18 protein-coding genes are annotated in these 23,117 nt (G+C 63.7%); 4 read left to right on the top strand and 14 right to left on the bottom strand.

The window, feature by feature from the left end; genetic code table 11:
- Positions 1-84: 84 nt before the first annotated feature.
- Complete coding sequence (locus VGG47_RS09040; RefSeq protein ID WP_331537651.1) at positions 85-804, bottom strand: glycerophosphodiester phosphodiesterase; 720 nt, start codon at positions 802-804, stop codon at positions 85-87.
- Between the two features lie 74 nt (positions 805-878).
- Here VGG47_RS09040 and VGG47_RS09035 point away from each other — a divergent pair, with 74 nt between their 5' ends.
- Together VGG47_RS09035 and ispD are read left to right on the top strand one after the other, a co-directional pair.
- Positions 879-2,201: an LLM class flavin-dependent oxidoreductase gene (locus VGG47_RS09035; RefSeq protein ID WP_331537649.1), complete on the top strand. Its 1,323-nt coding sequence runs from the start codon at positions 879-881 to the stop codon at positions 2,199-2,201.
- 158 nt (positions 2,202-2,359) lie between these two features.
- A complete protein-coding gene (gene ispD / locus VGG47_RS09030; protein WP_413788647.1) occupies positions 2,360-3,043 on the top strand; it encodes a 2-C-methyl-D-erythritol 4-phosphate cytidylyltransferase in 684 nt (227 codons plus the stop codon).
- A gap of 124 nt (positions 3,044-3,167) precedes the next feature.
- On the opposite strand, the gene VGG47_RS09025 is transcribed toward ispD, so the two are convergent.
- The 9 genes from VGG47_RS09025 to ribA all read right to left on the bottom strand — a co-directional run bounded on the left by VGG47_RS09025 (position 3,168) and on the right by ribA (position 13,726).
- Positions 3,168-3,599: a hypothetical protein gene (locus tag VGG47_RS09025; RefSeq protein WP_331537647.1), complete on the bottom strand. Its 432-nt coding sequence runs from the start codon at positions 3,597-3,599 to the stop codon at positions 3,168-3,170.
- Between the two features lie 256 nt (positions 3,600-3,855).
- Positions 3,856-4,548 carry a response regulator transcription factor gene (locus VGG47_RS09020; protein ID WP_331537645.1) on the bottom strand — a complete coding sequence of 231 codons (693 nt, stop codon included), beginning with the start codon at positions 4,546-4,548 and terminating at the stop codon, positions 3,856-3,858.
- Positions 4,545-7,178: a sensor histidine kinase KdpD gene (locus VGG47_RS09015; protein ID WP_331537643.1), complete on the bottom strand. Its 2,634-nt coding sequence runs from the start codon at positions 7,176-7,178 to the stop codon at positions 4,545-4,547. The genes VGG47_RS09020 and VGG47_RS09015 overlap by 4 nt, the downstream gene beginning before the upstream one ends.
- 76 nt (positions 7,179-7,254) lie before the next feature.
- Complete coding sequence (gene kdpC / locus VGG47_RS09010) at positions 7,255-7,893, bottom strand: potassium-transporting ATPase subunit KdpC (RefSeq protein WP_408841785.1); 639 nt, start codon at positions 7,891-7,893, stop codon at positions 7,255-7,257.
- A 12-nt stretch (positions 7,894-7,905) separates the two neighbouring features.
- Positions 7,906-9,945, bottom strand: a complete 2,040-nt coding sequence (kdpB, locus tag VGG47_RS09005; protein WP_331537641.1) for a potassium-transporting ATPase subunit KdpB — start codon at positions 9,943-9,945, stop codon at positions 7,906-7,908.
- Positions 9,946-9,963: 18 nt separating this feature from the next.
- On the bottom strand, positions 9,964-11,661 hold the full coding sequence (gene kdpA, locus VGG47_RS09000; protein ID WP_331537639.1) for a potassium-transporting ATPase subunit KdpA: 1,698 nt from the start codon (positions 11,659-11,661) through the stop codon (positions 9,964-9,966).
- A gap of 10 nt (positions 11,662-11,671) precedes the next feature.
- Positions 11,672-11,758 (bottom strand): K(+)-transporting ATPase subunit F, encoded by an 87-nt coding sequence (gene kdpF, locus VGG47_RS15625; RefSeq protein WP_408841797.1) that lies wholly within the window; start codon positions 11,756-11,758, stop codon positions 11,672-11,674.
- Positions 11,759-12,117: 359 nt separating this feature from the next.
- Positions 12,118-12,612: a L,D-transpeptidase family protein gene (locus VGG47_RS08995; protein ID WP_331537637.1), complete on the bottom strand. Its 495-nt coding sequence runs from the start codon at positions 12,610-12,612 to the stop codon at positions 12,118-12,120.
- A complete protein-coding gene (gene ribA / locus VGG47_RS08990; protein WP_331537635.1) occupies positions 12,605-13,726 on the bottom strand; it encodes a GTP cyclohydrolase II in 1,122 nt (373 codons plus the stop codon). Before ribA ends, VGG47_RS08995 begins: the two co-directional genes overlap by 8 nt.
- A gap of 120 nt (positions 13,727-13,846) precedes the next feature.
- Here ribA and VGG47_RS08985 point away from each other — a divergent pair, with 120 nt between their 5' ends.
- Positions 13,847-14,572: a response regulator transcription factor gene (locus tag VGG47_RS08985; RefSeq protein WP_331537633.1), complete on the top strand. Its 726-nt coding sequence runs from the start codon at positions 13,847-13,849 to the stop codon at positions 14,570-14,572.
- Positions 14,573-14,633: 61 nt separating this feature from the next.
- On the opposite strand, the gene VGG47_RS08980 is transcribed toward VGG47_RS08985, so the two are convergent.
- From VGG47_RS08980 to VGG47_RS08970, 3 genes are all read right to left on the bottom strand, one after another.
- Positions 14,634-14,756 (bottom strand): hypothetical protein, encoded by a 123-nt coding sequence (locus VGG47_RS08980; RefSeq protein ID WP_331537631.1) that lies wholly within the window; start codon positions 14,754-14,756, stop codon positions 14,634-14,636.
- A 308-nt stretch (positions 14,757-15,064) separates the two neighbouring features.
- Complete coding sequence (locus VGG47_RS08975) at positions 15,065-19,021, bottom strand: Pls/PosA family non-ribosomal peptide synthetase (RefSeq protein WP_331537629.1); 3,957 nt, start codon at positions 19,019-19,021, stop codon at positions 15,065-15,067.
- Between the two features lie 208 nt (positions 19,022-19,229).
- Positions 19,230-20,567 (bottom strand): KamA family radical SAM protein, encoded by a 1,338-nt coding sequence (locus VGG47_RS08970; protein ID WP_331537627.1) that lies wholly within the window; start codon positions 20,565-20,567, stop codon positions 19,230-19,232.
- 686 nt (positions 20,568-21,253) lie between these two features.
- Between VGG47_RS08970 and VGG47_RS08965 the strand changes: the two genes are divergently transcribed.
- Positions 21,254-21,691: a hypothetical protein gene (locus VGG47_RS08965; RefSeq protein WP_331537625.1), complete on the top strand. Its 438-nt coding sequence runs from the start codon at positions 21,254-21,256 to the stop codon at positions 21,689-21,691.
- A 153-nt stretch (positions 21,692-21,844) separates the two neighbouring features.
- On the opposite strand, the gene VGG47_RS08960 is transcribed toward VGG47_RS08965, so the two are convergent.
- A complete protein-coding gene (locus tag VGG47_RS08960; protein WP_331537624.1) occupies positions 21,845-22,969 on the bottom strand; it encodes an ABC transporter permease in 1,125 nt (374 codons plus the stop codon).
- Positions 22,970-23,117: the final 148 nt, after the last annotated feature.

Here is a 23,117-nt window from a genome sequence, read left to right as displayed (position 1 = left end):
TGTCGGGGACAACGCCCATGCCCCAGATTAATAAAGTTTTTTTGCTTCTTTTTGTTCACAAAAAGAAGTCTTCCTCTTGAACGGCTACGCGAGAAAGCGCGACGGATGGTCGGTGATGATGCCGTCCACCCACGGCGCTAGCCGGTCAAAATCCTGCCGCTCGTTCACCGTCCAGGCGAATATTTTCAAGCCCAGCTCGTGGGCTTCGTCGATTTCGGCCTGGCTCAGGCTTTTCTGCTCGGCGGCCCAGCCCCAGGCGCCGGTGGCGGCCACGGCTTGCGGAATCGACATGCCGTCGAAGCCTGGGCCCCACCAGACATTGCGGTGCTGCGCGGTTTTCGGTGCGGTCAGGCAGACGCGCCGGAGCGCCGGATTGCCCGCCGCGACGGCGCGCAGGACCGCCCAGTCGAAGACGAAGATGACGATTTTTTGCGCCGGGGCTTTTTCCAGCACCTCCAGCACCCGCGTGGCCACCAGTTCGGGCGGATGGCTCCGCTCCGGCGCATCTGGGAAGGTTTTGATTTCCAGCAGCCATTCGATGTCCGGAAGGCGGTTGAGTGCGGCTTCCAGAGTGGGAACTTCAGGCGGCAATTCCGACCGGGGCAGATCCTTGATCCGGCGACCGTCCGAAAATTCCGGATCGTGATGCAGGACGGGGCAAAAATCCGCGCTCAGGGCGATGTCGGTCTCGATGCCGGCGACGCCGCGGGCGACCGCGTGAACGAACCCTTCGATGGTGTTTTCAGGCCGTTCGGCGCGCGCGCCGCGATGTCCGTAGATCGTCGCCATGGGTTGCTCCCTCATTCTTCCGTTCCTTCAGGATAGCCGTTCCGTGATCAGCGCCTATGTTATGCCCAACTTACGAGGAGTAATCGAGCATGGCTCAACGGCAACTGCATCTCGGCGCCTTCATGCGCCCCGTCAGCATTCATACCGCCTGGTGGCGCTATCCCGGCGCTTTTCCCGATGCCAACTTTAATTTCGCCCATCTGAAGCGTTTCGTGCAGACGCTCGAGCGGGGGAAATTCGACGCGTTCTTCATGGCCGACCATCTGGCGGTGCTGAACATGCCGGTGCAGGCGCTCAAGCGCAGCGGCACCGTGACCTCGTTCGACCCGCTGGTGCTGCTGCCGGCGCTGGCGGCGGTGACCGAGCGGATCGGGCTGATCGCCACCGGCTCGACCACCTTCAATCAGCCTTATGACCTGGCGCGCAAATTCGCCTCGCTGGATGCGTTGAGCAACGGAAGGGCGGGGTGGAACATCGTCACCACCTCGAATCCCGATTCGGCGCTGAATTTCAGCATGGACGAGCATATGCAGCACGGCGATCGCTATCGTCGCGCCCGCGAGTTCTATGACGTGGTGACCGGGCTGTGGGACAGTTTTGCCGACGACGCGTTCATCCGTGACCCGGAGTCGGGGATTTTCTTCGACCCGGAGAAAATGCATGTGCTGAATCACAAGGGGGAAAATTTCTCGGTGCGCGGGCCGTTGAACATCGCCCGCCCGCCGCAGGGCTGGCCGGTGATCGTGCAGGCCGGGGCGTCCGATGCCGGGCGTCAGCTCGCCGCCGAGACGGCGGAGATGGTGTTCGCCGCCGGCGGCTCGATCGAGTCGGCGCGCGCTTTCTACGCCGACGTGAAAGGGCGGATGCAGCAGATCGGCCGCGATCCGGAGCATTTGAAGATCCTGCCGGGGGCGCTGGTGATTGTCGGCGAGACGATGGAAGAGGCACAGGCGAAAAAGCAGCAGCTCGATAGCCTGGTGCATCCCGATAGCGGGCTCGCCTCGCTCTCGGTGGCGCTGGGCTGCGATGCATCCGGTTTCGAGCTGGATGCGCCGCTGCCGGACATTCCGGAGACCAATGACAGCAAATCCTCGCGCGAGCGGGTGATCGAGCTGGCGAAGCGGAAGAATTTTACGGTCCGCCAGCTGGCGCAATATGTCGGTGGCTATGCCGGGCAGAGCTTCGTCGGCACGCCCGCCAGCATCGCCGACGAGATGGAGGCATGGCTGGAGACCCGCGCCTGCGACGGCTTCAACGTCATGTTCCCGACCGTGCCGACGGGGCTGGACGAGTTCGTCGACATGGTGGTGCCGGAGCTGCAGCGGCGCGGGCTGTTCCGCAAGGACTATGAGGGGACGACGCTGCGCGAACATCTCGGCCTGCCGCGCCCGGCGAACCGGTTTTTCGCTTAGGAAGAAAGCAGCCGCTTTTTGGAAAAAGCGGCGCAAAAACTTTTGTTATGCTGGGCCATGGGCTGTGTTGGCGACGATGCCCATGGCCCAGAAGCTCGGCCGGTTGAACCTTCCGCCCCGCCATGCTTATGCGGGGCGGAATTTCTTTGGGGTGGCGCATGAATATCGGGTTGATCGTGGCCGCGGGGCGGGGGCATCGCTTCGGTGGGCCGCTGCCCAAGCAGTACCGGGAGCTGGGCGGCGTGCCCATCCTGCGCCACACCATTCTGCGCCTGATGCGCCATCCCGGCATCGCTGCGATCCAGGTGCTGATCCATCCCGACGATCAGGGCCTTTACGACGCCGCGACCGCGGGGCTCGGGCTGCGCCCCGCTTTGCATGGGGGCGCCGCCCGGCAGGATTCGGTGCGCCTCGGGCTGGAGGGGATCGCCGATCTGCAGCCGAAGAATGTGCTGATCCATGACGGGGTGCGGCCGTTCGTGGCCATGGAGACGATTTCCGCGGTGCTGGCGGCGCTGGAGCGCGTGCCGGCGGCGATCGCCGGCGTGCCGCTCGCCGATACGCTGAAGCGCGTCGCGGACGGGGTGATCACCGAGACCGTGGACCGCCGCAATCTATGGCGGGCGCAGACGCCGCAGGGCTTCGATTACGCCGCTATCCTCGCAGCGCATCGTCGCGCGGTGACGGAAAATGCCGGGATCGAGCTGACCGACGATGCCATGGTCGCCGAGCAGGCAGGGTTGGCAGTGGAAATGGTCGCCGGCTCGGAGGAGAATTTTAAAATCACCACGGAGACGGATCTGCAGCGGGCGGCGTTTCTGCTCGGGCTGGAGAGAAGCTAGAACGAAGGAAGGCTACTTTTTGTGAACAAAAAGTAGCAAAAAAACTTTATTATACTGGGTCATGGGCGTTGTCGGTGACAACGCCCATGACCCAGCGGAGCAAAAGTTTTTGCGGCGCTTCCTTCTACCGCCCATAGCCTTCGCGTACGGCGATCCGGTCGAGCTGCTCGAGCCCGGGCGTGGTGATCGGGGCTTCGCATGCGGTGGCCGGTGTCTGATCGGCCGAGGCGGCCTCGATACCGATCGCCCGTGCGACCGGGTCGAAGGCGGCGGTTTGGTTGACGAACGCACTGGTGGTGTCCTCATCGGACCAGATGCGCTTGGCTTTCCGGGTGATACGTTCGGTCAGGCCATTGGAGACGGCGGCAAACCAGGCCGGGGTTCTGGTGCCACAGTTTTCGTAGAAGCGCGCCTGACCGTAAAGCGGCACAAGCGGGTGCCAGTAGGCCTCGAACGCGTGCAGATTTTGATTGTTGAGGTCGGGGGTGGCCGGGCTGGCGCATGAAGAGCAGGCCAGCACCGCGAGCAGTGCGGCGGAGAAACGGAATGAACGCAAGAGCCACATCCTTCTGACGGAACGGAAATATTTCTGCACCGCTCCGGTACGCGCGCTCAAGGGGTGGATGAAAAATTTCGCGTGGAAGTTGTTTTCGGTCGTGCAGAAAGTGGCCGCTTTTTGAAAAAAGCGGCGCAAAAACTTTTACTATGCTGGGCCATGGGCGTTGTCGCTGACACCGCCCATGGCCAAGATTAACAAAGTTTTTTTGCTACTTTTTGTTCACAAAAAGTAGCCTTCTCTTTGCTGCGCTCCTCTAGCCTTCGCCGTCCTGCAGCCGGTAGCCGATGCCCGGCTCGGTGACGATGAGGGAAGCGAAGGTTTCGCCCAGTTTGCGCCGGAGCTGGCCGATATAGACGCGCAGATACGCCACGTCCTCGGTATGCGCGTGGCCCCAGATTGCGGTGAGGATCTGCCGGTGCGTCAGCACTCGGCCGCGATTGCGCGCCAGGAGCAGCAGCAGGGCGTGTTCGCGCCGGGTGAGCGGCAGCACCTCTTCGTTGAGTGTGACGCGGTGCGAGACCGGGTCGATCGTGAGGCTGCCGACCGTCAGGGGTTTGTCCGCGTTGTCCTGCTTCAGCCGGTGGCGCAGGGCGGTGCGGATGCGCGCCAGCAGTTCGCCGAGGCCAAACGGCTTCTCGATATAGTCGTCGGCGCCGGCATCGAGGGCGGCGATTTTTTCCGTTTCACGATCGCGGGCGGAAAGGATGATGATCGGCACGTCGGTGAATTCGCGCAATTTCGCCAGAACCTCGTGCCCGTCCATGTCCGGCAGGCCAAGATCGAGCAGGATGGCGTCGGGCGCGCGGGAGGCGGCGAGGCGCAGGGCCTCGTCGCCGCGCTCGGCCCGCACCGATTCGTAGCCGGAGGCGGTCAGCGCCGGGGTGAGAAAGCGATGGATCTGCGGCTCGTCGTCGACGACGAGGATCCGGCCCGTGGGAATGCTCATGCTGCCTGCAATTCAATCGTGATGCTGGTGCCCGGCAGACCATCCGCCGGCAGGTCGAGACGGGGGCTTTGGGCGCGGATGCTGCCGCCCATGGCCTCCGTGAACGCTTTGGCGATGGCGAGGCCGAGCCCGGTGCCCGGGGCCACGCGGTCGCCGCGCGTGGCGCGGAAGAAACTGTCGAACACGGAGCCCACCTCGTCGGGGGGGATGCCGACACCCTCATCGGCCACGCTCAGGCACACTTTCGCGCCCTCACGCAGCGCCGTCACCGAGATCCGGCTGCCTTCCGGGGCATATTTCACCGCATTGTCCAGCACGTTCACCAGCACTTGTTCCAGCAGGGTCGGGTCGGCGATCGCATAGGCGGCCGAATCGGCGATGTGCACGCCGGTGGACAGGGCGCCGCTCACCCGGCTGATCGCCCCCTCGATGATATCGGCCAGATGGACGCGTTCGCGCTTGGCGGTGATCTCGCCGGTATCGACCCGCGCCATTTCCATGATGTTGGCGAGGAATTTGGTCATCCGCCCGGTGTCCTGGGTGATGCTGGCGAGCAGGTCGGCACGGGTCGGCTGATCGAGCGCGTCGCCGGCGCTGGCCAGGGTCTCCGCTGCGCCGCGAATCGCGGTGAGCGGCGTGCGCAGGTCATGGCTGAGCGAGGAGAGCAGGGCGGTGCGGAGTTTCTGGTTGTCCTCCTTGGCCACGGTCTGCGCGGTCTGCAGAGTGACCTGCACGCGCTCCAGCGCCATCGCCGCCTGGTTCGCGAGCGTGCTGAGGGTCTGGGCAAGCGGCGCGGGTGGGGTGGATTTGGGCAGCGCGCCGAGCACGCCGATGGCCTTGCCGTTGGCGCGCAGCGGCAGAAAGCGCCAGGGCACCGAGGGCAGGGTGCCGGTGCCGATGCCGGTTTCCATGTCGTTGCTGAAGGACCATTCGGCGGCGGCCTGGGCGGCCTCGTCCAGGACCGTGCCGGCCGGCATGGCGGCGCCCGTTTCCAGCCCGGTCTTGCCGGACAGCATGACGACTCCGGCGGTGGTCATCGCCGCCGCTTCCTCGGCGGTATCGCGCAGCAGGTCGCTGAGCGTGGCGGCGCGGGAGAAACGTTGGCCGAACAGCGAGATGCGGCGTAGCGCCTCGATGCGGGCGGTGGCGGCTTCGGCGTCGCCCCGCACCTTGCCGGCCAGCGTGCCGGTGATGACGCCGACCAGCAGGAACACCGCCAGGGCCACGATGTCCCGCGGGTCGCTGACCGAGAGCGTGTAGACCGGCGGCAGGAAGAAGAAATTCCACAGCAGGAAGGCGGCGATGGCGGTGGCGAGGCCGACCGCGCGGCCGAAGCGGCTGGCGGTGCCGGCGATGACGCCGGTGAAAACCAGCCCCATCGCCTCCTGCGGCATGACGTTGCCAAGGCTGAAGCCGAGGATCGTGACGCCGCCGAGGATGCCGCCGGAAATGGCATAGGGCACCCAGGGTTCCATCGGGGGAAGGATGGCGACTCGCTTGACCGGGGCGGCGGGGAGCGGCACGAAATGCAGCGTATAGGCGGTGCATTCGCGCGTCAGCACTTCGGCGAAGCTGCGCCGGCGGAGGCGCCACCACCAGGGGCGTTTGCCGTGCCGTCCGACGACGATATGGGTGATGTTCTGCGCCGCCGCGTAGTTCAGCACCGCGTGGCCCATATCGGTATCGCTGACGGTGACGACCGTGCCGCCGAGTTGCACCATCAGGTCCAGCGCCGACTGTACATACAGGTTGTCGTCGTTGCGCTCGACATGGAAGGCGACCATCGGCGCGCGCAGCGCATCGGCCAGCCTGGCCGCGTGCCGCACCACGTTCTCCGCGGAAATGTCGGGGCCGATCAGGGCCATCACGCGCTCGCTCGCCGGCCAGGGGCCGGCAATGGCGCGGGCGCGCATGTAGGAGGTGACGTCCCTGTCCACGCGTTGCGCGGCGCGGCGCAGCGCCATCTCGCGGAGGGCGCCGAGATTGCCCTCGCGGAAGAAGCCCTGGAGCGCGCGGCCGGCGACGTCGGGACGGTAGATCCGGCCTTCGGTCAGGCGGGCGCGCAATTCCGCCGGCGGCAGGTCGATCAGCTCGATCTCGTCGGCCATGTCGAGCACGGTGTCGGGGATCGTCTCCGCCACGCGGATGCCGGTGATCCGCGCCACCGGATCGTTCAGGCTTTCCAGATGCTGGACGTTGACGGTGGTCCAGACATCGATGCCGGCTTCGAGCACGTCCTGCACGTCCTGCCAGCGCTTGGCGTGGCGCAGGCCGGGGGCGTTGGTGTGCGCCAGCTCGTCGATGAGCAGCAAAGCCGGGCGGCGGGCCAGCGCCGCGTCGAGGTCGAACTCCTCGAGTTCCTGGCCGCGATAGGGAATTTTCAGGCGCGGCAGCGTTTCGAGGTCGTCGATCTCGGCGATGGTGCCGCTGCGCCCGTGCGTTTCGATCAGCCCGGCGACGACGTCGATGCCGGCCTTGCGCTTGGCATTGGCGGCGACCAGCATTTCCCAGGTCTTGCCGACGCCGGGGGCGGCGCCGAGGAAGATTTTCAAATGCCCGCGCTGGCCGCGCTCGGCACGGGCGAGCAATGCGTCAGGGTCCGGCCTGGCGTCGGAGGTGTTAGCCGCCATGGAGCTGGTCCACAAAAAAATCGGGGGGGCAGCGCCCCCCCGTTCCGTTCATATCGGTTGCGCTGCGCATGCCTCGTTATGAGGCCGCGGCATGGCCCTGCGCAAGGTTCGTCGTTCCGGAAAGATTATCCAGGGCGATGTTCAGCTGCAGCACGTTCACGTGGTCGGTGCCGACAATGCCCAGGAAGGCACGGTGCGTCATCTGGTTGACCAGCCCGACCACGGTGTCGGCCGGCAGATGCCGGGCGGCGGCGACGGAAGGCGCCTGGCGCAGCGCGTTGGTCACCGAGATGTCCGCATCAAGGCCGGACCCCGAGGCGGTGACGGCATCAGCCGGCACCGGACCCGGACCGAACGCCTTGATATAGGCGGCGACACGCTGCTGGACGGCGGTTTGCAACGCGGCGCTGGTCGCCCCCAGGTTGGAGGCGCCGGATTCGCTGGCGTCATAGGGCGTCGGAATGGTGGCGCCCTTGGCGTTGGTTCCGGTCAGCGCCGAGGGGCGCGGCTGGAAGTAGGTGGAGGCGGTAAAGTTCTGGCCGATCAGCGCCGAGCCGACGGTCTGGTTGTTCACCACAATCTGGCTGCCATTCGCCTGGTAGGGAAACACCGCCTGCATGATGCCGGTGAAGGCCTCAGGGATCAGAAACCCGGTGAGGATGGTGAAGAGGACGACCAGCGATAAAGCCGGCCGGAGTTCGCGAAGGATCAACATTGGTTTTATCCGTTACGAAAAGATGTTGAAGGCGCCAAGCAGCATGTCGATGAGCTTGATGCCGACGAAGGGCGCGATGATGCCGCCGACGCCATAGACCATCAGGTTGCGCCGCAGCAGTGCTGCAGCACCGATGGGACGGAACTTCACGCCGCGCAGGGCGAGCGGCACCAGCACCACGATGATCAGCGCGTTGAAGATCACCGCGGAGAGGATGGCGCTCTCCGGCGTGCGCAGATGCATGATGTTGAGTGCCTGCAGCTGCGGATAGGCGGCGATGAAAATCGCCGGCAGGATCGCGAAGTACTTCGAGATGTCGTTGGCGATCGAGAAGGTGGTGAGCGCGCCGCGGGTGATCAGCAGCTGCTTACCGATCTCGACGATCTCGATCAGCTTGGTCGGATCGCTGTCGAGGTCGACCATGTTGCCGGCTTCGCGCGCCGCCTGCGTGCCGGTCTGCATCGCCACGCCGACATCGGCCTGGGCCAGCGCCGGGGCGTCGTTGGTGCCGTCGCCGCACATCGCCACGAGACGGCCATCGGCCTGAACCTTCCTGATGTAATCAAGCTTGTTCTGCGGCGTAGCCTCGGCGATGTACTCGTCCACACCGGCCTCCGCGGCGATCGCGGCGGCGGTGACGCGGTTGTCGCCGGTCACCATCACGGTGCGGATGCCCATGCTGCGCAAGGCGGCGAAACGCTCCTTGATGCCGGGCTTGACGATGTCCTTCAGCTCGATGACGCCGAGCAGGCGGCCGTTGGCGCTGACCGCCAACGGCGTGGAGCCGGCGCGGCCGATGCGCGAGACAGCCTCGGTGAAGGCCGCGTCGCCGCTGGTGTTGAACGCCTTCAGCACCGAGTCCACAGCGCCCTTGCGGTAGGAGCGGCCGGCGAAATCGACGCCGGACATGCGGGTGTTGGCGCTGAAGGGAATGACCTGCGCGTCGTTCGGCATGGAAGGGACCAGGTTGTAGCGGTCGCGGGCCAGGGCCAGGATCGAGCGGCCTTCCGGGGTGTCGTCGCCCATGCTGGCCAGGGAGCAGGCTTCCGCCAGGTCACGCTCCTGCACGCCCGCCACCGGGTAGAAGCCCGAGGCCATGCGGTTGCCGAAGGTGATCGTGCCGGTCTTGTCGAGCAGCAGGGCATCGACGTCGCCGGCAGCCTCCACGGCGCGTCCGGAGGTGGCGACGACGTTGAAGCGCACCAGACGGTCCATGCCGGCGATGCCGATGGCCGAGAGCAGGCCGCCGATCGTGGTCGGGATCAGGCAGACCAGCAGCGCCGCCAGCACCGGGATCGTGAGCTGGGCGGACGAGTACTTGCCGAAACCGACCAGCGTGGCGACGGCGATCAGGAAGATCAGCGTCAGGCCGGCGAGCAGGATGTTCAGCGCGATCTCGTTCGGCGTCTTGCGGCGCTCGGCGCCCTCGACCAGCGCGATCATGCGGTCGAGGAAGGTGTTGCCGGCATCGGCGGTGATGCGCACCACCAGCCAGTCGGACACCACCTGGGTGCCGCCGGTGACAGCGGAACGGTCGCCGCCGGCCTCGCGCACCACCGGAGCGGACTCACCGGTGATGGCGCTCTCGTTGACGCTGGCGACACCCTCGATGATCTCGCCATCGGAGGGCACCAGGTCGCCGGACTGAACCAGCACCAGGTCGCCGCGCTTCAGGCTCGTGGCCGACACCGCGGTGGTCTTGGTGCGGTTGGCCGGGTCGCTCATCAGGCGGGCCATCGTGTCGGAGCGGGCGCGCTTCAGGCTTTCCGCCCGGGCGCGGCCGCGGCCTTCGGCCACGGCTTCGGCGAAGGTCGCGAACAGCACCGTCAGCCACAGCCAGGCGGCGATGGTGATGGGGAAGGCAGCACCCTTGCCGCCGGCGAGGTCCTCAACGCCGACCACGGTGACCATGACCGCGACAATCTCGGTGACGAAGATCACCGGATTGCGCATCAGCGTGACGGGGTTGAGTTTCGCAAAGGCGTCAATCGTCGCCCGGCGCAGAATGCTTGCGTCGAACAGCGAAATTACATCAGCATTCGCAGTTGTCATTGTCTTGATCTCTAACCTTTAAAATGTCTTGCCGGCGTAGAGCAGGTAGTGTTCCGCAAGCGGCCCAAGCGTATCGGCGGGCAGGTACTGCAGACCACCCAGGATGATGATCACGCCGATCAGCAGGCCGATGAACAGCGGCCCATGGGTCGGGAACGTGCCGACGCTCTCGGGCAGTTTCGGCTTCGCGGCGAGGGATCCGGCGATCGCCAGGATCGGCACCATGAAGGCAAACCGGCCGAACAGCATGGCCGTACCCAGGCCGTAATCGAGCAGCGTCGTGTTGGCGGAAAGGCCGGCCATGGCGCTGCCGTTGTTCTCGGTCGCGGAGGTCCAGCCGTAGAGCATCTCGGAGAGCCCGTGCGGTCCGTTATTGCCGAGTGAGCCGAGACCGGAGGCGGTGACCAACGAGAAGCCGGCACCGGTGAGGATGAACACCGTGAGGATCAGCACGCCGAGCATCGCCAGCTTGATCTCCTTGGCCTGCACCTTCTTGCCGAGATATTCCGGTGTTCGTCCGACCATGAGCCCGGCGACGAAGACCGAGAGCAAAGCGAAGACGATGATGGTGTAGAAGCCGGAGCCGACGCCACCTGGAGTGACCTCACCGAGCTGCATCAGGAATAACGGGATGGCGCCACCAAGCGGGGTGTAGCTATCCGTAAAACTGTCTACGGCGCCGGTCGAGGTGCCGGTGGCGGCGACGTTGAACATCGCCGAGGCGGGCACGCCGAAGCGGACTTCCTTGCCTTCCATGTTGCCTTGCTGTGCGGAGACGCCATCGGCGATCTGCAGCGGGTTGCCTTTGGCCTCGGCCGCGTAGGTGCCGACGGCGGCGACGGCGAGGATGATCGCCATGGCGGCCATCAGGGCGCGGCCCTGCTTTTTGTCCTTGATCATGAAGCCGAAGGCGATCGGCAGGGCGAAGCCGATGACGATGTCCAGCCAGTTCTCCAGCAGGTTGGTCCAGGCGTTCGGATTCTCGAACGGATGGGCGGAGTTGGCGTTGAAGAAGCCGCCGCCATTGGTGCCGAATTCCTTGATCGCTTCCTGGAAGGCGACCGGGCCGATGGCGATGGTCTGCGACCCGGCATTCAGCGTGTGCGCGGTGAGGAAGGGGCCGAAGGTCTGCGGCATACCGGCGATCACGAACAGCGTGGCGGCCACCAGGCTGATCGGCAGCAGCAGATACAGGGTGATGCGGGTGAGGTCGGCATAGAAATTGCCGATCGCTTTCAGGCCACCGCCGGTGAAGGCGCGCATGACCGCGGCCGCAACCGCGATGCCCGCCGCGGCGGAGACGAACATGTGCACGACCAGGCCGAACACCTGTGCGCCGTTGGAAATCTGGCTTTCCGGCGAGTAGGCCTGCCAGTTGGTGTTGGTGGCGAAGCTGGCGGCGGTGTTGAAGGCCAGAGCCGGCGACATGCCGGTGATGTGCTGCGGGTTCATCGGCAGGTAAAATTGCAGCCGCAGAATCGCGTAGAGCAGCAGGAAATGGATGACGCTGAGCAACAGCAGCGCGACGGTATAATCCTGCCAGCGCATGGCACGGTTGGGATCGATACCGGAAAGTTTATAGAATCCCGTCTCCACCGGGGCAAGGAATTTCAAGCGGCCTTCAAAAATGGCCGCCATGTAGCGGCCCATGGGGAAGGCGCAGCCCAGCACCAGCACGAACACCAGTGCGATGTACAGCAAACCCTGAATTGTCATCGGTGAAACCTTAAAAATCTTCGGGGCGGATCATCGCCCAAACGAGGTAGACGAGAAGCACGGCGGAAACGACGCCGCCCAACACAAGATCGAACATTTTTATACCTTCTCGCAGCCGAACACGTAACCGATCAGCAGCGTAAAAATTACGATACCGTACACAATGGAGACGATGTCACCCATGACGCATCACCTTTCTTTTCGAACCCGCTACATGAGGGAGTTGTCATAAAGCAGCGAGACGAAAGGGGAGGGGGTGGCATAAAGGCCGCATAAAGATTGTAACGGCCGCGTTATGCGTGGGCGGCGCGGGATAGGCGAAAAGGAAGGCTACTTTTTGTGAACAAAAAGTAGCAAAAAAACTTTATTAATTTGGGCCATGGGCGTTGCCGCCGACACCGCCCATGGCCCAGCATAATAAAAGTTTTTGCGCCGCTTTTTTCAAAAAGCGGCCGCTTAACCGATGACGCGGATCGAGCTCAGGCCGGCGGCCAGGGCGCGGTACAGGTCGGGCAGGGGCAGCGCGATGCAGCCGGCCGTGGGTGCGCCATTCTCCGGCGCCACGTGCAGAAAAATCGCTGAGCCGCGTTCGGGCACAATCGGGGAGGTGTTCCAGCCGAGCACGCCGACAATGTCGTAGAGCCCGTCGTCACGCCACAGAATTTCGTGCCGGGCGGGGTAGGGGAGGCGGATCTGGCGGTTATAGGCCGGGTCGGCCGGGTCGTCGCACCAGCCGTCATTGGGGGCGATCGGTTCCACAGGCACGGCACAATCCGGTTTTCTGGTCCGGTCGGCGCGGTAGAGGACGCGCAGCAGCGGCAGGACGCCGCTCGGTGTGGCGCCGTCGCCTTCGACTTTTCGCTCCGTGATGCCGGCACGGCCGAAGGTGGCGCGGCAGCGCAGCCCGGCGCCTTCCAGCACGCCGGCGCGGAGGAGCAGAAATTCAGCCAAGGAGATGGCCGAAGCGCTGGGCTTTGGTGGCGAGGTACTGGTCATTCACGCCGTTCGGCGCGAACTCATGCGCCACGCGCTCCACCACCTCGATTCCGCAGGCGCTCAAGGAGGAGACCTTTGCGGGGTTGTTGGTCAGCAGCCGGATGCGGGGCAGCCCGAGTGCTTCGAGCATGGCGGCGGCGATATGGAAATTGCGTTCATCCGCGTCCCAGCCGAGGGCGCGGTTGGCGTCGAGCGTGTCCAGCCCGTGATCCTGCAGCGTGTAGGCCCGCAGCTTGTTGATCAGCCCGATGCCGCGGCCTTCCTGCGCCAGATAGAGCACGGCGCCGGCGCCCTCCTGCGCCATGCGGGCGATCGCGCCTTGCAGCTGCGGGCCGCAATCGCAGCGCAGGCTGCCCAGCAGGTCGCCGGTGAAACATTCCGAATGCACCCGCACCAGCGGCGCCGACTCGGCGGTGGGATCGCCGACCAGGATGGCCATATGCTCGATGCCCTGGTCCAAGGCGCGGAAGGCGATCAGCCGCGCATCGCGGGCGGTATCCAGCGGCACCGCCACCTCCGCCACCTTGGTGAGCGAGGCGGCGAGCTCGAGCGGATAGGCCTGTAGGTCGTCGGCGGGAACCGAGAGCAGGTCGGCGCCGGCGGGCAGGCTGGCCCAGCCCGGCTTGACGGTCGCCACGATCATCGCCGGCAGCAACCGTGCGAGCTTGCCCAAAGCGAGGGCGGCTTCGGCGGCTTCCGGCGGCGTGGTGCGCTCGAAGGCGGGAAGGATCTGCTCCATGGTCGGGTCGGCGGCGCGCTTGAGTGTTTCCGCGTCGATCAGCGGCCGCGCCAGTTTGAGCGCGACGGTCTGGGCGGAGTCGTCGATGGAGCGTTGCAGCACCGCGGCGGCGCGGGCCGGGGCCAGGAGCAAAGCGGCCTGGCCGGCGGACAGCAGATCGATCAAGCGCAGCCCCTCGGCGCCGACCGTCTCAACCGGGGCGATGATCAAAGGCTGGCGGGTGGCCAGCACCACCGGCACACCCCGCCTGGCTTCGGCGATGGCGCGGTGCACCGCGCGGGTGCGGGGTGTGCCGAGGCCGGCCGCCGCGGCATGTAAAGCGTGGGTCATCTACCACAAATAAGACGCAGGGCCGGGTCACGCTAGCCCGTATAAGATAGGACAGGGCTAAAGACCTGCTGACACTATTGTGAAACGACACTATATTTCGCACATCGAAGGAGAAACCCAATGGCCAGTCAGCACCCGATCTTGGTGGTGGACGACGATGCAGCCCTGCGAACCGCACTGATCGAGCAGCTTGTCCAGGATGGGGAGTTCGCGCCGGACGAGGCGGGAACCCTGGCCGAGGCGGAGAGCAAGCTCGCCGGGGCGAATGCGCGGTTTGACGCGGTCTTGCTCGATGTCGGCCTGCCGGACGGCGATGGCCGGGATTTTTGCCGGCGGCTGCGCAGCCAGGGGATGAAGACGCCGATCATCATGCTCACCGGTTCCGCGGAGGAGACGGATGTCGTGCGCGGGCTCGATTCGGGGGCGAATGACTACATCGCCAAGCCGTTTCGCCTGAATGAGCTGCTGGCGCGGCTGCGGGCACAGCTGCGGAGCTTTGAGAGCTCCGAGGACGCGGTGTTCACCATCGGGCCCTATACGTTTCGCCCCTCGGTCAAACAGCTGGTCGAGCCGTTGCGAAACAAGCGGATCCGCCTGACCGACAAGGAGACGGCGATCCTGAAATTCCTGTACCGGGCCGCCGGCAAGGCGGTGGCCCGGCAGGTGCTGCTCAATGAGGTCTGGGGCTATAACGCCGCGGTGACGACGCACACGCTGGAGACCCATGTCTACAGGCTGCGCCAGAAGATCGAACCGGACCCGAGCGTTTCACGGCTGCTGCTGACGGAAGGTGGCGGCTATCGGCTGAATGTGGACGGGGGCGTCGCGGTTCCATCGCGTGTGTGAACCCGCGAGAGAGCGAAAGGGAAGGCTACTTTTTGTGAACAAAAAGTAGCAAAAAACTTTGTTAATCTGGGCCATGGGCTTTGTCGCCGACACCGCCCATGGCCCAGCGGACCAAAAGTTTTTGCGCCGCTTTTTTTAAAAAGCGGCCACTTTCCTCATCGGCATAATTCGGATAGATCGACATCACCAATATGCGCTCGTAGCTCAGCCGGATAGAGCACAGGATTCCTATGCAATTGGGCGGTTTTGCTGGAAACGGCTTGACCGGATTTGCTCAAATTCGGGGAAGGCTTCGATGCACGCGCATCATGCTAATCCCGAGCCAAGCCCGGCGACGGGAAGGTGTAGAGACTCGACGGGCAAGACCTAAGGGCTTCGGCCTATGGTCAAGAGAGAGTCCAGACTGCAAACGCCGCAAGGCGGTGGCGAAAGCCATAGCGGTACGAATCCTGGGGCCGCGCGTTCGAATCGCGCCGAGCGCATACCTTCCCTTTAGCCCGCGCGCACGGTGGGGATGCCGTGCCAGCGGCTTCCCGAGGGCATGATTTCGCCCTTCATCAGCAGGGACATGGGGCCGAGCCTGGCGTCCGCTTCCATGCGGGTATCGTAAAGCACGACACTCATGTTGCCGACCGAGCAGCCGCGTTCGATCATCAGATATGATGACTTCATGATGCGGTCTTCAAACAGATGATTCTGGATCACCGCGCCGGCGTTGAGTGCGACATAGTCGCCGATCAGAACCAGGTCGAATTCGGAAAAGAGGGCGGTGGCGAGATAGCAGTGGCGGCCGATCTTGCAGCCGAGTAGACGGAGCAGCGGGGCGGCGAAGGGCGTGCCGAGCGCCATCGCGACGACCGGCGCCATGAGCGATTCATAAGCCCCGTTGACCATTTCATTGAACCAGACATAGGGCGACCAGAGCGGGACGATCACCGGTTTGAACCGGCCCATCACCGTCCATTTCAGTCCGACCACGACCACCACCGCGAGTGCGGCGGCCAGCAGGCCGAGCGGCAGCATCAGCAGGAAACTGATCCACAGGCCATCCATATCGTAGGAATAGAGCAAAGCGATGGAGAGCCCGAGCGCCAGGGCGAAACCGGTATAGGCAGGGATCAGGATGCGTAGCGCATCGACGATGGCGCGCTGGGCGTAAAGCTTTCTGCTGGGGCGGTAGGTCGCCTCTTCGCTGAACCCGCCGACCTTCTGGCGATTGGGCAGCTGGAAGGAAGGCGATCCCAGCCAGTCGGTGCCATCTGGCGTCGTCTCTCCGGGCGTCGGGGGAGCTGACAACACGCCCAGCAGACAATGATCGCCCAGACCGCTGCCTGTCGGCAGGATGGCGCCATTGCCGACGAAACTGCGATGGCCGACATGGTTGGTGCGAATCTCGAAGCGGCCGCCGAAGCAGCGCTTGCCGCCGAACATGCAGCCATCGGCGAAAAAGGCGGAATCGCCGGCCACCAGCAGTTCCGGCATGAAACTCCAGATTGTCGACATTTCCGCATGCGCGCCGATCTTGGCGCCCAGCAGGCGCATCCAGGGCGGCAAATAGAGGGTGGTGAAAACCGGCAGCAGGGCGGCGCGGCTCGCGCGCATCAGCCCGTAGGCGAGCCAATGCCGCAGGTAATAGAAGGAGTATAGCGGGTAAACACCCGGTTTGGCGCGGCGGAGCACGATTGCCTTGAGCAGGACGATCCACAGGCAGGTGATCACCACCAGCACCGGCACCAAAGCCGCCGTGATGCCGATGGCGGCCTCCAGATGGTGAGCCCTGAACGCCAGCAGCAGGAACAATGCCACGGCGAGCGCCGGCAGCGCCCCGACCAGGCCGAGCAGGCTGCCGGCGAGCCAGGCGAGCGGCACGAAGGCGATCTGGCGGCGCAGGCTGGGGCGGGAGATCTCGCCCGGCGGCACTGGCACCTCCGCCGCCATGCCGGGGGAACCACGGCGCTGTGCCCCTGGCTCCAGCTGCGTGCCATCCGGCAGCAGCGATTGCGCGGCGAGGCGCGACTCATCGCCCATGCGCACATTCAGGCCGAGGGCAGAGTGCCCGCCGACGAAGCAGCGACTGCCGATATCGACGCCGCCGATCAGCAGATAGCCACCTTCGACTCGGGCGCCATAGAGCTGGGTGTCGGCGCTGATGCTGGTGTCGTCACCGATCGAGACCAGATCCCAGGCCGAGACCAAAGCCGAATCGAGCACGCAGCCGCGTCCGACCTTGGCGCCCATCAGCCGGTAATAGACCGGCATCAACGGCGTGCCGAGGAACAGGCCAGCGCCGGACAAAACCTGAAGCCGGCTCGCCAGCCACCAGCGGATGTAATAGCTCCCCCAGAGTGGATAGGCGCCGGGCCTATAGCGGCCGATGATCAGCCATTTCGAACAGATGCCGACCGCCATCAGCACCGGGGTGAGCGCGATATAGAAGGGCAGCAGAATCTCGACCGTCTGTAGGATGGTCAGGCGCGCCCACATGAGGTCGTTGACGACGGGCAGCACCAGCAGCAGCGGCGTGGAGAAGAGATACCAGCTGAGCACGAACAGGCCCGATTGCAGCGTGGCGACACGCGGCCCGGCCTGGCGGCGCAGGGGCGGCCGTTCGGCGTCGGGGGTTTTCGTCTCGCTGGCGGGCGCGGTCGGCACATAGGCCGCCAGCTTGCGCACGGTGGGATGCGCGTAGACATCGCGCACCGCGATATGGACGTCCACGCCGCGGAGCTGTGCGACCATCTGCGCGGCGCGCAAGGAATGGCCACCGAGATCGAGGAAGAAATCCTGGTCCGTCCCGACCGCTTTCACGTTGAATGTTTCTGCCCAGACGCCGGCGATGTTGGCCTCCAGCGCATTTTCCGGCGGCGTGAGTTCGCACCCTTCGTCGACCAGCGGCTGGGAAGGCGCGGGCAGCCGCTTGCGGTCGACCTTGCCCGTGGCCAGCATCGGCAGCTCGTCGAGTATGTCGAGATAGCCAGGCACCATGTAGCTGGGCAGTTTCGCCCGCAAGGCCTGCAGCAGGTCGCCCCGCCCCACCTTCCGGCCGGGATCGGCCGCGACCACATAGGCGGCAAGAACTGGTAAGCCGTCCTGGCGGTGCGCCGTCACCGTGGCCGAGGCGATATTTTCCTGTTCGAGCAGCACCGAGGTGATTTCCGATAATTCGACGCGAAAACCGCGGATTTTCACCTGATCGTCGATCCGCCCGAAAAATTCGATTTCCCCGGCTGCGTTGCGCGCGGCGAGATCGCCGGTGCGGTAGAGCCGGCCATAGACCGGCGCGGTGATGAAATGGCGTTCGGTCAATTCAGGCTGGTTGAGATAGCCGCGCGCAATGCCCGGCCCCCCGATATAGAGCTCGCCCCTTTCCCCCGGCGGCAGGGGATTCATGTCGGCATCGAGGATCAAGGCGATATAGCCGCTGAGCGGCTGCCCGATCGTCACCGCCTCGCCCGGCCGGCAGGCCTTCGCCGTGGTGTTCACTGTCGCCTCGGTCGGTCCATAGACATTGAGCATGAGCCGGCCGGGACGGGCCCAGCGCGCCACCAGTTCGGGCGGGCAGACCTCGCCGCTGACGACCAGTTGGCAGAGGCTAGGGATGTCATCGGTCATCGTCGACAACATCGTCGGCACGGTCGAGAAATACGTCACCCCGGCGCGTGCGAGATAGTGCGCCAGATCATTGCCGAAACGCGGTGTCTCCTTGTCCCCGACCACCAGGGTGCTGCCGGTTGAAAAGGCCCGCCAGATTTCTTCGACCGAGCCGTCGAAGCCGAGCGAAAAGCCTTGATAGACGCGCGCCGATGCGGCTGGGCAGACCGTGTTGAAGGCCCGCACGAAATGATGTGCGTTGCGATGTTCGGTCATCACCCCTTTGGGCCGGCCCGTCGTGCCCGACGTGTAGAGGACATAACAGAGATCCAGCGGCGTGACGCCGGTCTCGGCCCGAGTCAGGCGGGTTGAGGCGCGTTGCGCGATCTCGGCTGCGCTGTCGTCCAGGGAGACGAGTGTCCCGTGGAACACGGTCTGGATCCGCGCGCGCGTCGCCTGCTCGCAGATCAGCACCGCGATCCCGGCCTGGTCGAGGATATGGCGGAGGCGCTCGTCGGGATGCGTCGGATCGAGCGGCACATAGGCCGCACCCGCCTTGAGGCAGGCGAGCAGTGCGATGATCGGCTGTTCGGAACGTTCCAGGCAGATTCCGACGATTCCACCGGGACCGATGCCAAAGGTGCGTAGATGATGGGCCAGACGGTTCGCCGCCACCTCGAGGGTGGCATAGCTGAGCTCCCGCGTGCCGCAGACAAGCGCGATGTCGGCGCCGGCTTCATCGACGCAGGCCTCAAACAGTTCGTGCAGACAGCCGGCGGGCGAGACGTTGCCAGCTGCCCCGCCGGAAGCTCGCGGCCTGTCCGCCGGCACGGCAAGAGGATGTTCCGTGGTCAGCATGACATGGCTCCGGCGCCCGTTACGGGCTGCGGCGAGACATCAGAACTGTTCATGATCATGTATGACCTTTCTTGGAGATAGCGAAAGACGCCGTGCGATCGCCAGGGCACGGCGGCTGGTCCGGACCTCGCCATCGCGCGCGAGGCCGGTGCCCTTTAAAAATGCTTCCGGCGCTCGGCATGAAGCGGCGCGCGCGCCGGGCCTGGGGCTAGAGCAAAACCGGCAGAGCGGCGTAACGGTCGGCGGCGTTCGTTTCGGGAAGCCACGGGACATCACCGACAAAATCGCCGCAGGTGATTTCGGCCAGGATGTCTTCGCGCGATCTGTGCCGCCAGGCCTCTTGTCCGGCCCGCGGCAGGCACCGGATCGGGTCGAAATATTCGAACATCTGGCCGGGTGCGACGATCGGGGCGGTGAAAGAGGAGACACCGTATTTTTCGATGTAAAATTCGGCGCTGTGCACATCGCGTTTGCCGGCCGGCGTGTCGACGATGAACAGCGGCGTATTGAAGCCGGCCGTAGCACCCCGCACGTTTTTCTCCAGTTGCTGCGCTTGCCGGAGGGACACGCGGAAATGCTCGGTGCCTTTGACCATGTCGCACAGATAGACGTAATAGGGATGGATCGTGAGCCAGCTCAGCCGCTTGATCAGGGTGCGCAGCGTCTCCGCATCATCGTTGACTCCCCGCAACAACACCGTCTGGTTGCGCACCACCACGCCCCGCGCATGCAGGCGCCGCATCACCCGCTCGACCATCGGAGTGATTTCGGACGGGTGGTTGAAATGCGTATGGATGCACACGTCCTTGAATTGCGCGCGCCCTTGTTCGATCACCGACAGCAGGGCTTCCATCCATTCATGGTCGTGAAGAAATTTCATCGGCTGCACGGAGATCGCCTTGGTGGCGAAGCGGATGCGCCGGATATGTTCGATGTTCAGCAAGGCCTCGCCGAGTTCGCGCACGTGACTGGCTTTCAACCGCGCCACATCGCCGCCGGACACCACGATGTCTTCGATTTGCGGATGGGCGCTGATGTAATCGAGCGCCGCGTGCCAGCTCTTGTTGCTGGTCACATGCTCTTTATGGACCAGGGGCGTATCCGTGCCGACCGCATAGCTGCGCGTGCAATATTGACAATAAACCGGGCAGACCGAGGTGACCAGGAACAAGACCTTGTCCGGATAGCGATGCACCAGGCTCTGCGTCGGCGAATGAGTCTGCTCGGCGAGAGAATCGACGACCAGGCAAGGATGATCGTGTTCGAGTTCGGAGATCATCGGTAGGAACTGGCGGCGTATCGGGTCGCGCGCCGCGTTCGACCAATCGATGAGAGCGGCGATATAGGGATTGATCCGGATCGACATGCCCACTTTGGTGAGCCCCGCCTCGATCTCCGCGAGCACGTCCGGCGCCACCAAGCCGTCCAGCGCAGCTTTGAGTTGATGGGAATGAATGAGTGCATTTTTGTCTTGCCACGCCGAATTTTCAAAGATCTCCGGGGAGAGGTCTCGCCAGATTTTGAATCGTTGCCAATCGTAAGACATTGAAGGTTCTTCCTGTTCTTTTTAACTATTGGTTGGTTCACTTCAGGAGGCCGAAACGGCCGCCTCAGGCGACGCGGCGCACCCTCATTCGCTGTCACGTCGGCCGGCCATGTCGTCACGGTCTTCTTCATGAACGCGCAAGGAAAAAATCTGTCTCTCGTTTCTCACACGCCAAGGTCGAGCCAAGGCGGGTTTTGTCGTTTGCTTCCGATCCCTGCGCGCCGCGTCGTGAAGACGGGTTCACCTTCCAGCACGTCTCACGTCATATGATTTTGATAATGGAATTTTCTTATGGAAAACTTAACGTCCATTTGGGAATTTTGGCGCAGTGCCCCGTGTCACCGTCCAGCGTTCGCATTTGTTAATTGCTGGATCTGCGTGTTAGGTGATTGCGATTATGAAACCAACAAAATAACTTTTTGTACAAAAGTGTCAAGTTTCAATTTTCTCGAATTGAATTATTTATTATATGCAGTGCGTTAAAGCTTAAGACAATTTTATGATATGGCAGGCTATTTTGCCGGACCAGCGCGAATTGACCGTGATTTCGCATGAATATTGGCGTTCCTGCGAGGATAGGATGCATGCTGCTGTCGTGAAAATTTCTTGGGGGAGTCTATATTATGCCAGGTTTGTCTTGTTTTTCATATCTTCGGCGCACAAAGCGTGACGGGACATCACGCAATGTGGCATCTGCTTGGGTCGTCATGATTGCCGCGACATGTGTGGTCCTCACTTCCCTGGCCAGTTGTGCCAACGCGGACACCACGAACATCTCCGGATTCCAGGGGAGCAGTGACGATTGGGTGGGAACTTGTGCCGCGCAGCTGGCTGTCGGCACGCCGGCGGGCGGGGTGGTCGACGCGACGCTGACGGTGATGTGCAATCAGCAGCCGACGGTCGAGGAAACCATGTCAGGCCCGTTTGTGCCGGGAAGCGGCCATTACCACGCGATCGTCACGGCGATCAAAACGGCACCCGATTTCAGCTACGATCAGGATAAGAATTTTGACCTCAACTTGGCAGGGAACGGCTGCACGATGTCCGGCACCGTCACGGATGTCGATGGCTCCAACAACATCAGTTTTGATTCCAGTGCGCAAGGTTGTCCGACCGATCAGTGAAGGCTATCTCAGATAGAAGAAAGCAGCCGCTTTTAAAAAAGCGGCGCAAAAATTTTTGCTCCGCTGGGCCGGAGGCTGTGTCGGCGACAACGCCCATGGCCCAGCATAACAAAAGTTTTTGCGCCGCTTTTTTTAAAAAGCGGCTGATTTCTTTTAATCCAGCGATTTGCGGAAGCGCAAAATGCTGATGCCCAGCATGGCGGTGCCCAGCAGCGCCAGCGCCAAGAGCTGTGGCCATAGGACCCACACGCCGACACCTTTCAGGAACACCGCGCGGATCACGACGAGAAAATAGCGCAGCGGGTTCGCCAGCGTGCACCATTGCAGAATCTTCGGCATGGCGGCGATGGGAAACGCGAAGCCGGAGAGAATGAAAAGTGGGAAGACAATGAAGAAGTTGAGCGCGAAGGCCTGTTGCTGCGTCTTCGACACGGTGGAGAGCAGCAGTCCGAAGCCGATCGCGGCGAGCAGGAACAAGGTGGCGCCGAGCAGAAGCACCAGCGGGCTGCCGACGAAGGGGATCCGGAACCACAACACGCCGAGCGCCATGATCAGCGCGACGTCGGCGAAGCCGATGATGAAGAACGGCACGGTTTTGCCGAGGATAAATTCCAGAGAGCTGATCGGGCTCACCATGATCTGTTCCAGGGTGCCCAACTCCCGTTCGCGCACGATCGCGAAGGCGGTAAGGCTGACCACCTGCATCAGCGTCAGCGTGCCGATGACGCCGGGGATGAAGAACCAGCGGTCCTCCAGCCCGGGATTGAACCAGGGGCGTGGCTGCAGCGTGATGGTGACGCCGCCTGGTGCTGCGCCGGACGGCGAAGCGGGCGGGGCCATGTCGGCCTGATACTGCGTGACGATCTGGCTGACATAGCCGAGTGCGATCAAGGCGGTGTTGGAATTGCTGCCATCCACCGCCACCTCCAACGGCGCGGCCTGGCCGCCATTTAGACGCTGCGCGAAGCCGGCATGGATGATGACCGCCAGCATCGCGTCGCCACGGTCGATGGCCCGCGTCACCTGTGCCTCGTTGCCGGCGATGTCCACCAGGTCGAACCGCCCATTCGCGGTGAAATGCGAGACCAGCTCGCGGCTGGCTTGGCTGTGGTCGAGGTCCAGCACCGCGGTCGAGACATGGTTCACCGTGAAGGTCGCGGCATAACCGTAGATGAACACCTGCACCACCAGCGGCATCACCAGGCGGAACAGCGCCCACGGATCGCGCCGGAGTTCCAGAAACTCCTTCATCAGCATGACCTGGATGCGCTGGATCATGGCTGAAGGAAGAAGCCGCTTTTTGAAAAAAGCGGCGCAAAAATTTTTGTTGTGCTGGGCCATGGGCTGTGGCGGCGACAACGCCCATGGCCCAGGTGAATAAAGTTTTTTTGCTTCTTTTTGTTCACAAAAAGAAGTGCTTTCTTTA

It is taken from the genome of Acidocella sp. (genome assembly GCF_036489515.1).
In the GTDB taxonomy this organism is placed as follows: domain Bacteria; phylum Pseudomonadota; class Alphaproteobacteria; order Acetobacterales; family Acetobacteraceae; genus Acidocella.
Note: the sequence above shows the minus strand (reverse complement) of the source record. Positions and strands in the feature narration are given on the sequence as shown.

Bases quoted from the DNA above. Each gene is read 5' to 3' on its own strand.
- kdpB (WP_331537641.1), bottom strand. From the start codon at position 9,945: ATGACAACTGCGAATGCTGATGTAATTTCGCTGTTCGACGCAAGCATT.
- VGG47_RS08960 (WP_331537624.1), bottom strand. From the start codon at position 22,969: ATGATCCAGCGCATCCAGGTCATGCTGATGAAGGAGTTTCTGGAACTC.
- kdpA (WP_331537639.1), bottom strand. From the start codon at position 11,661: ATGACAATTCAGGGTTTGCTGTACATCGCACTGGTGTTCGTGCTGGTG.
- VGG47_RS08975 (WP_331537629.1), bottom strand. From the start codon at position 19,021: ATGCTGACCACGGAACATCCTCTTGCCGTGCCGGCGGACAGGCCGCGA.
- kdpF (WP_408841797.1), bottom strand. From the start codon at position 11,758: ATGTTCGATCTTGTGTTGGGCGGCGTCGTTTCCGCCGTGCTTCTCGTC.
- VGG47_RS09040 (WP_331537651.1), bottom strand. From the start codon at position 804: ATGAGGGAGCAACCCATGGCGACGATCTACGGACATCGCGGCGCGCGC.
- ispD (WP_413788647.1), top strand. From the start codon at position 2,360: ATGAATATCGGGTTGATCGTGGCCGCGGGGCGGGGGCATCGCTTCGGT.
- VGG47_RS08970 (WP_331537627.1), bottom strand. From the start codon at position 20,567: ATGTCTTACGATTGGCAACGATTCAAAATCTGGCGAGACCTCTCCCCG.
- ribA (WP_331537635.1), bottom strand. From the start codon at position 13,726: ATGACCCACGCTTTACATGCCGCGGCGGCCGGCCTCGGCACACCCCGC.
- VGG47_RS09020 (WP_331537645.1), bottom strand. From the start codon at position 4,548: ATGAGCATTCCCACGGGCCGGATCCTCGTCGTCGACGACGAGCCGCAG.
- VGG47_RS09015 (WP_331537643.1), bottom strand. From the start codon at position 7,178: ATGGCGGCTAACACCTCCGACGCCAGGCCGGACCCTGACGCATTGCTC.
- VGG47_RS09035 (WP_331537649.1), top strand. From the start codon at position 879: ATGGCTCAACGGCAACTGCATCTCGGCGCCTTCATGCGCCCCGTCAGC.
- VGG47_RS08985 (WP_331537633.1), top strand. From the start codon at position 13,847: ATGGCCAGTCAGCACCCGATCTTGGTGGTGGACGACGATGCAGCCCTG.
- VGG47_RS08980 (WP_331537631.1), bottom strand. From the start codon at position 14,756: ATGTCGATCTATCCGAATTATGCCGATGAGGAAAGTGGCCGCTTTTTA.
- kdpC (WP_408841785.1), bottom strand. From the start codon at position 7,893: ATGTTGATCCTTCGCGAACTCCGGCCGGCTTTATCGCTGGTCGTCCTC.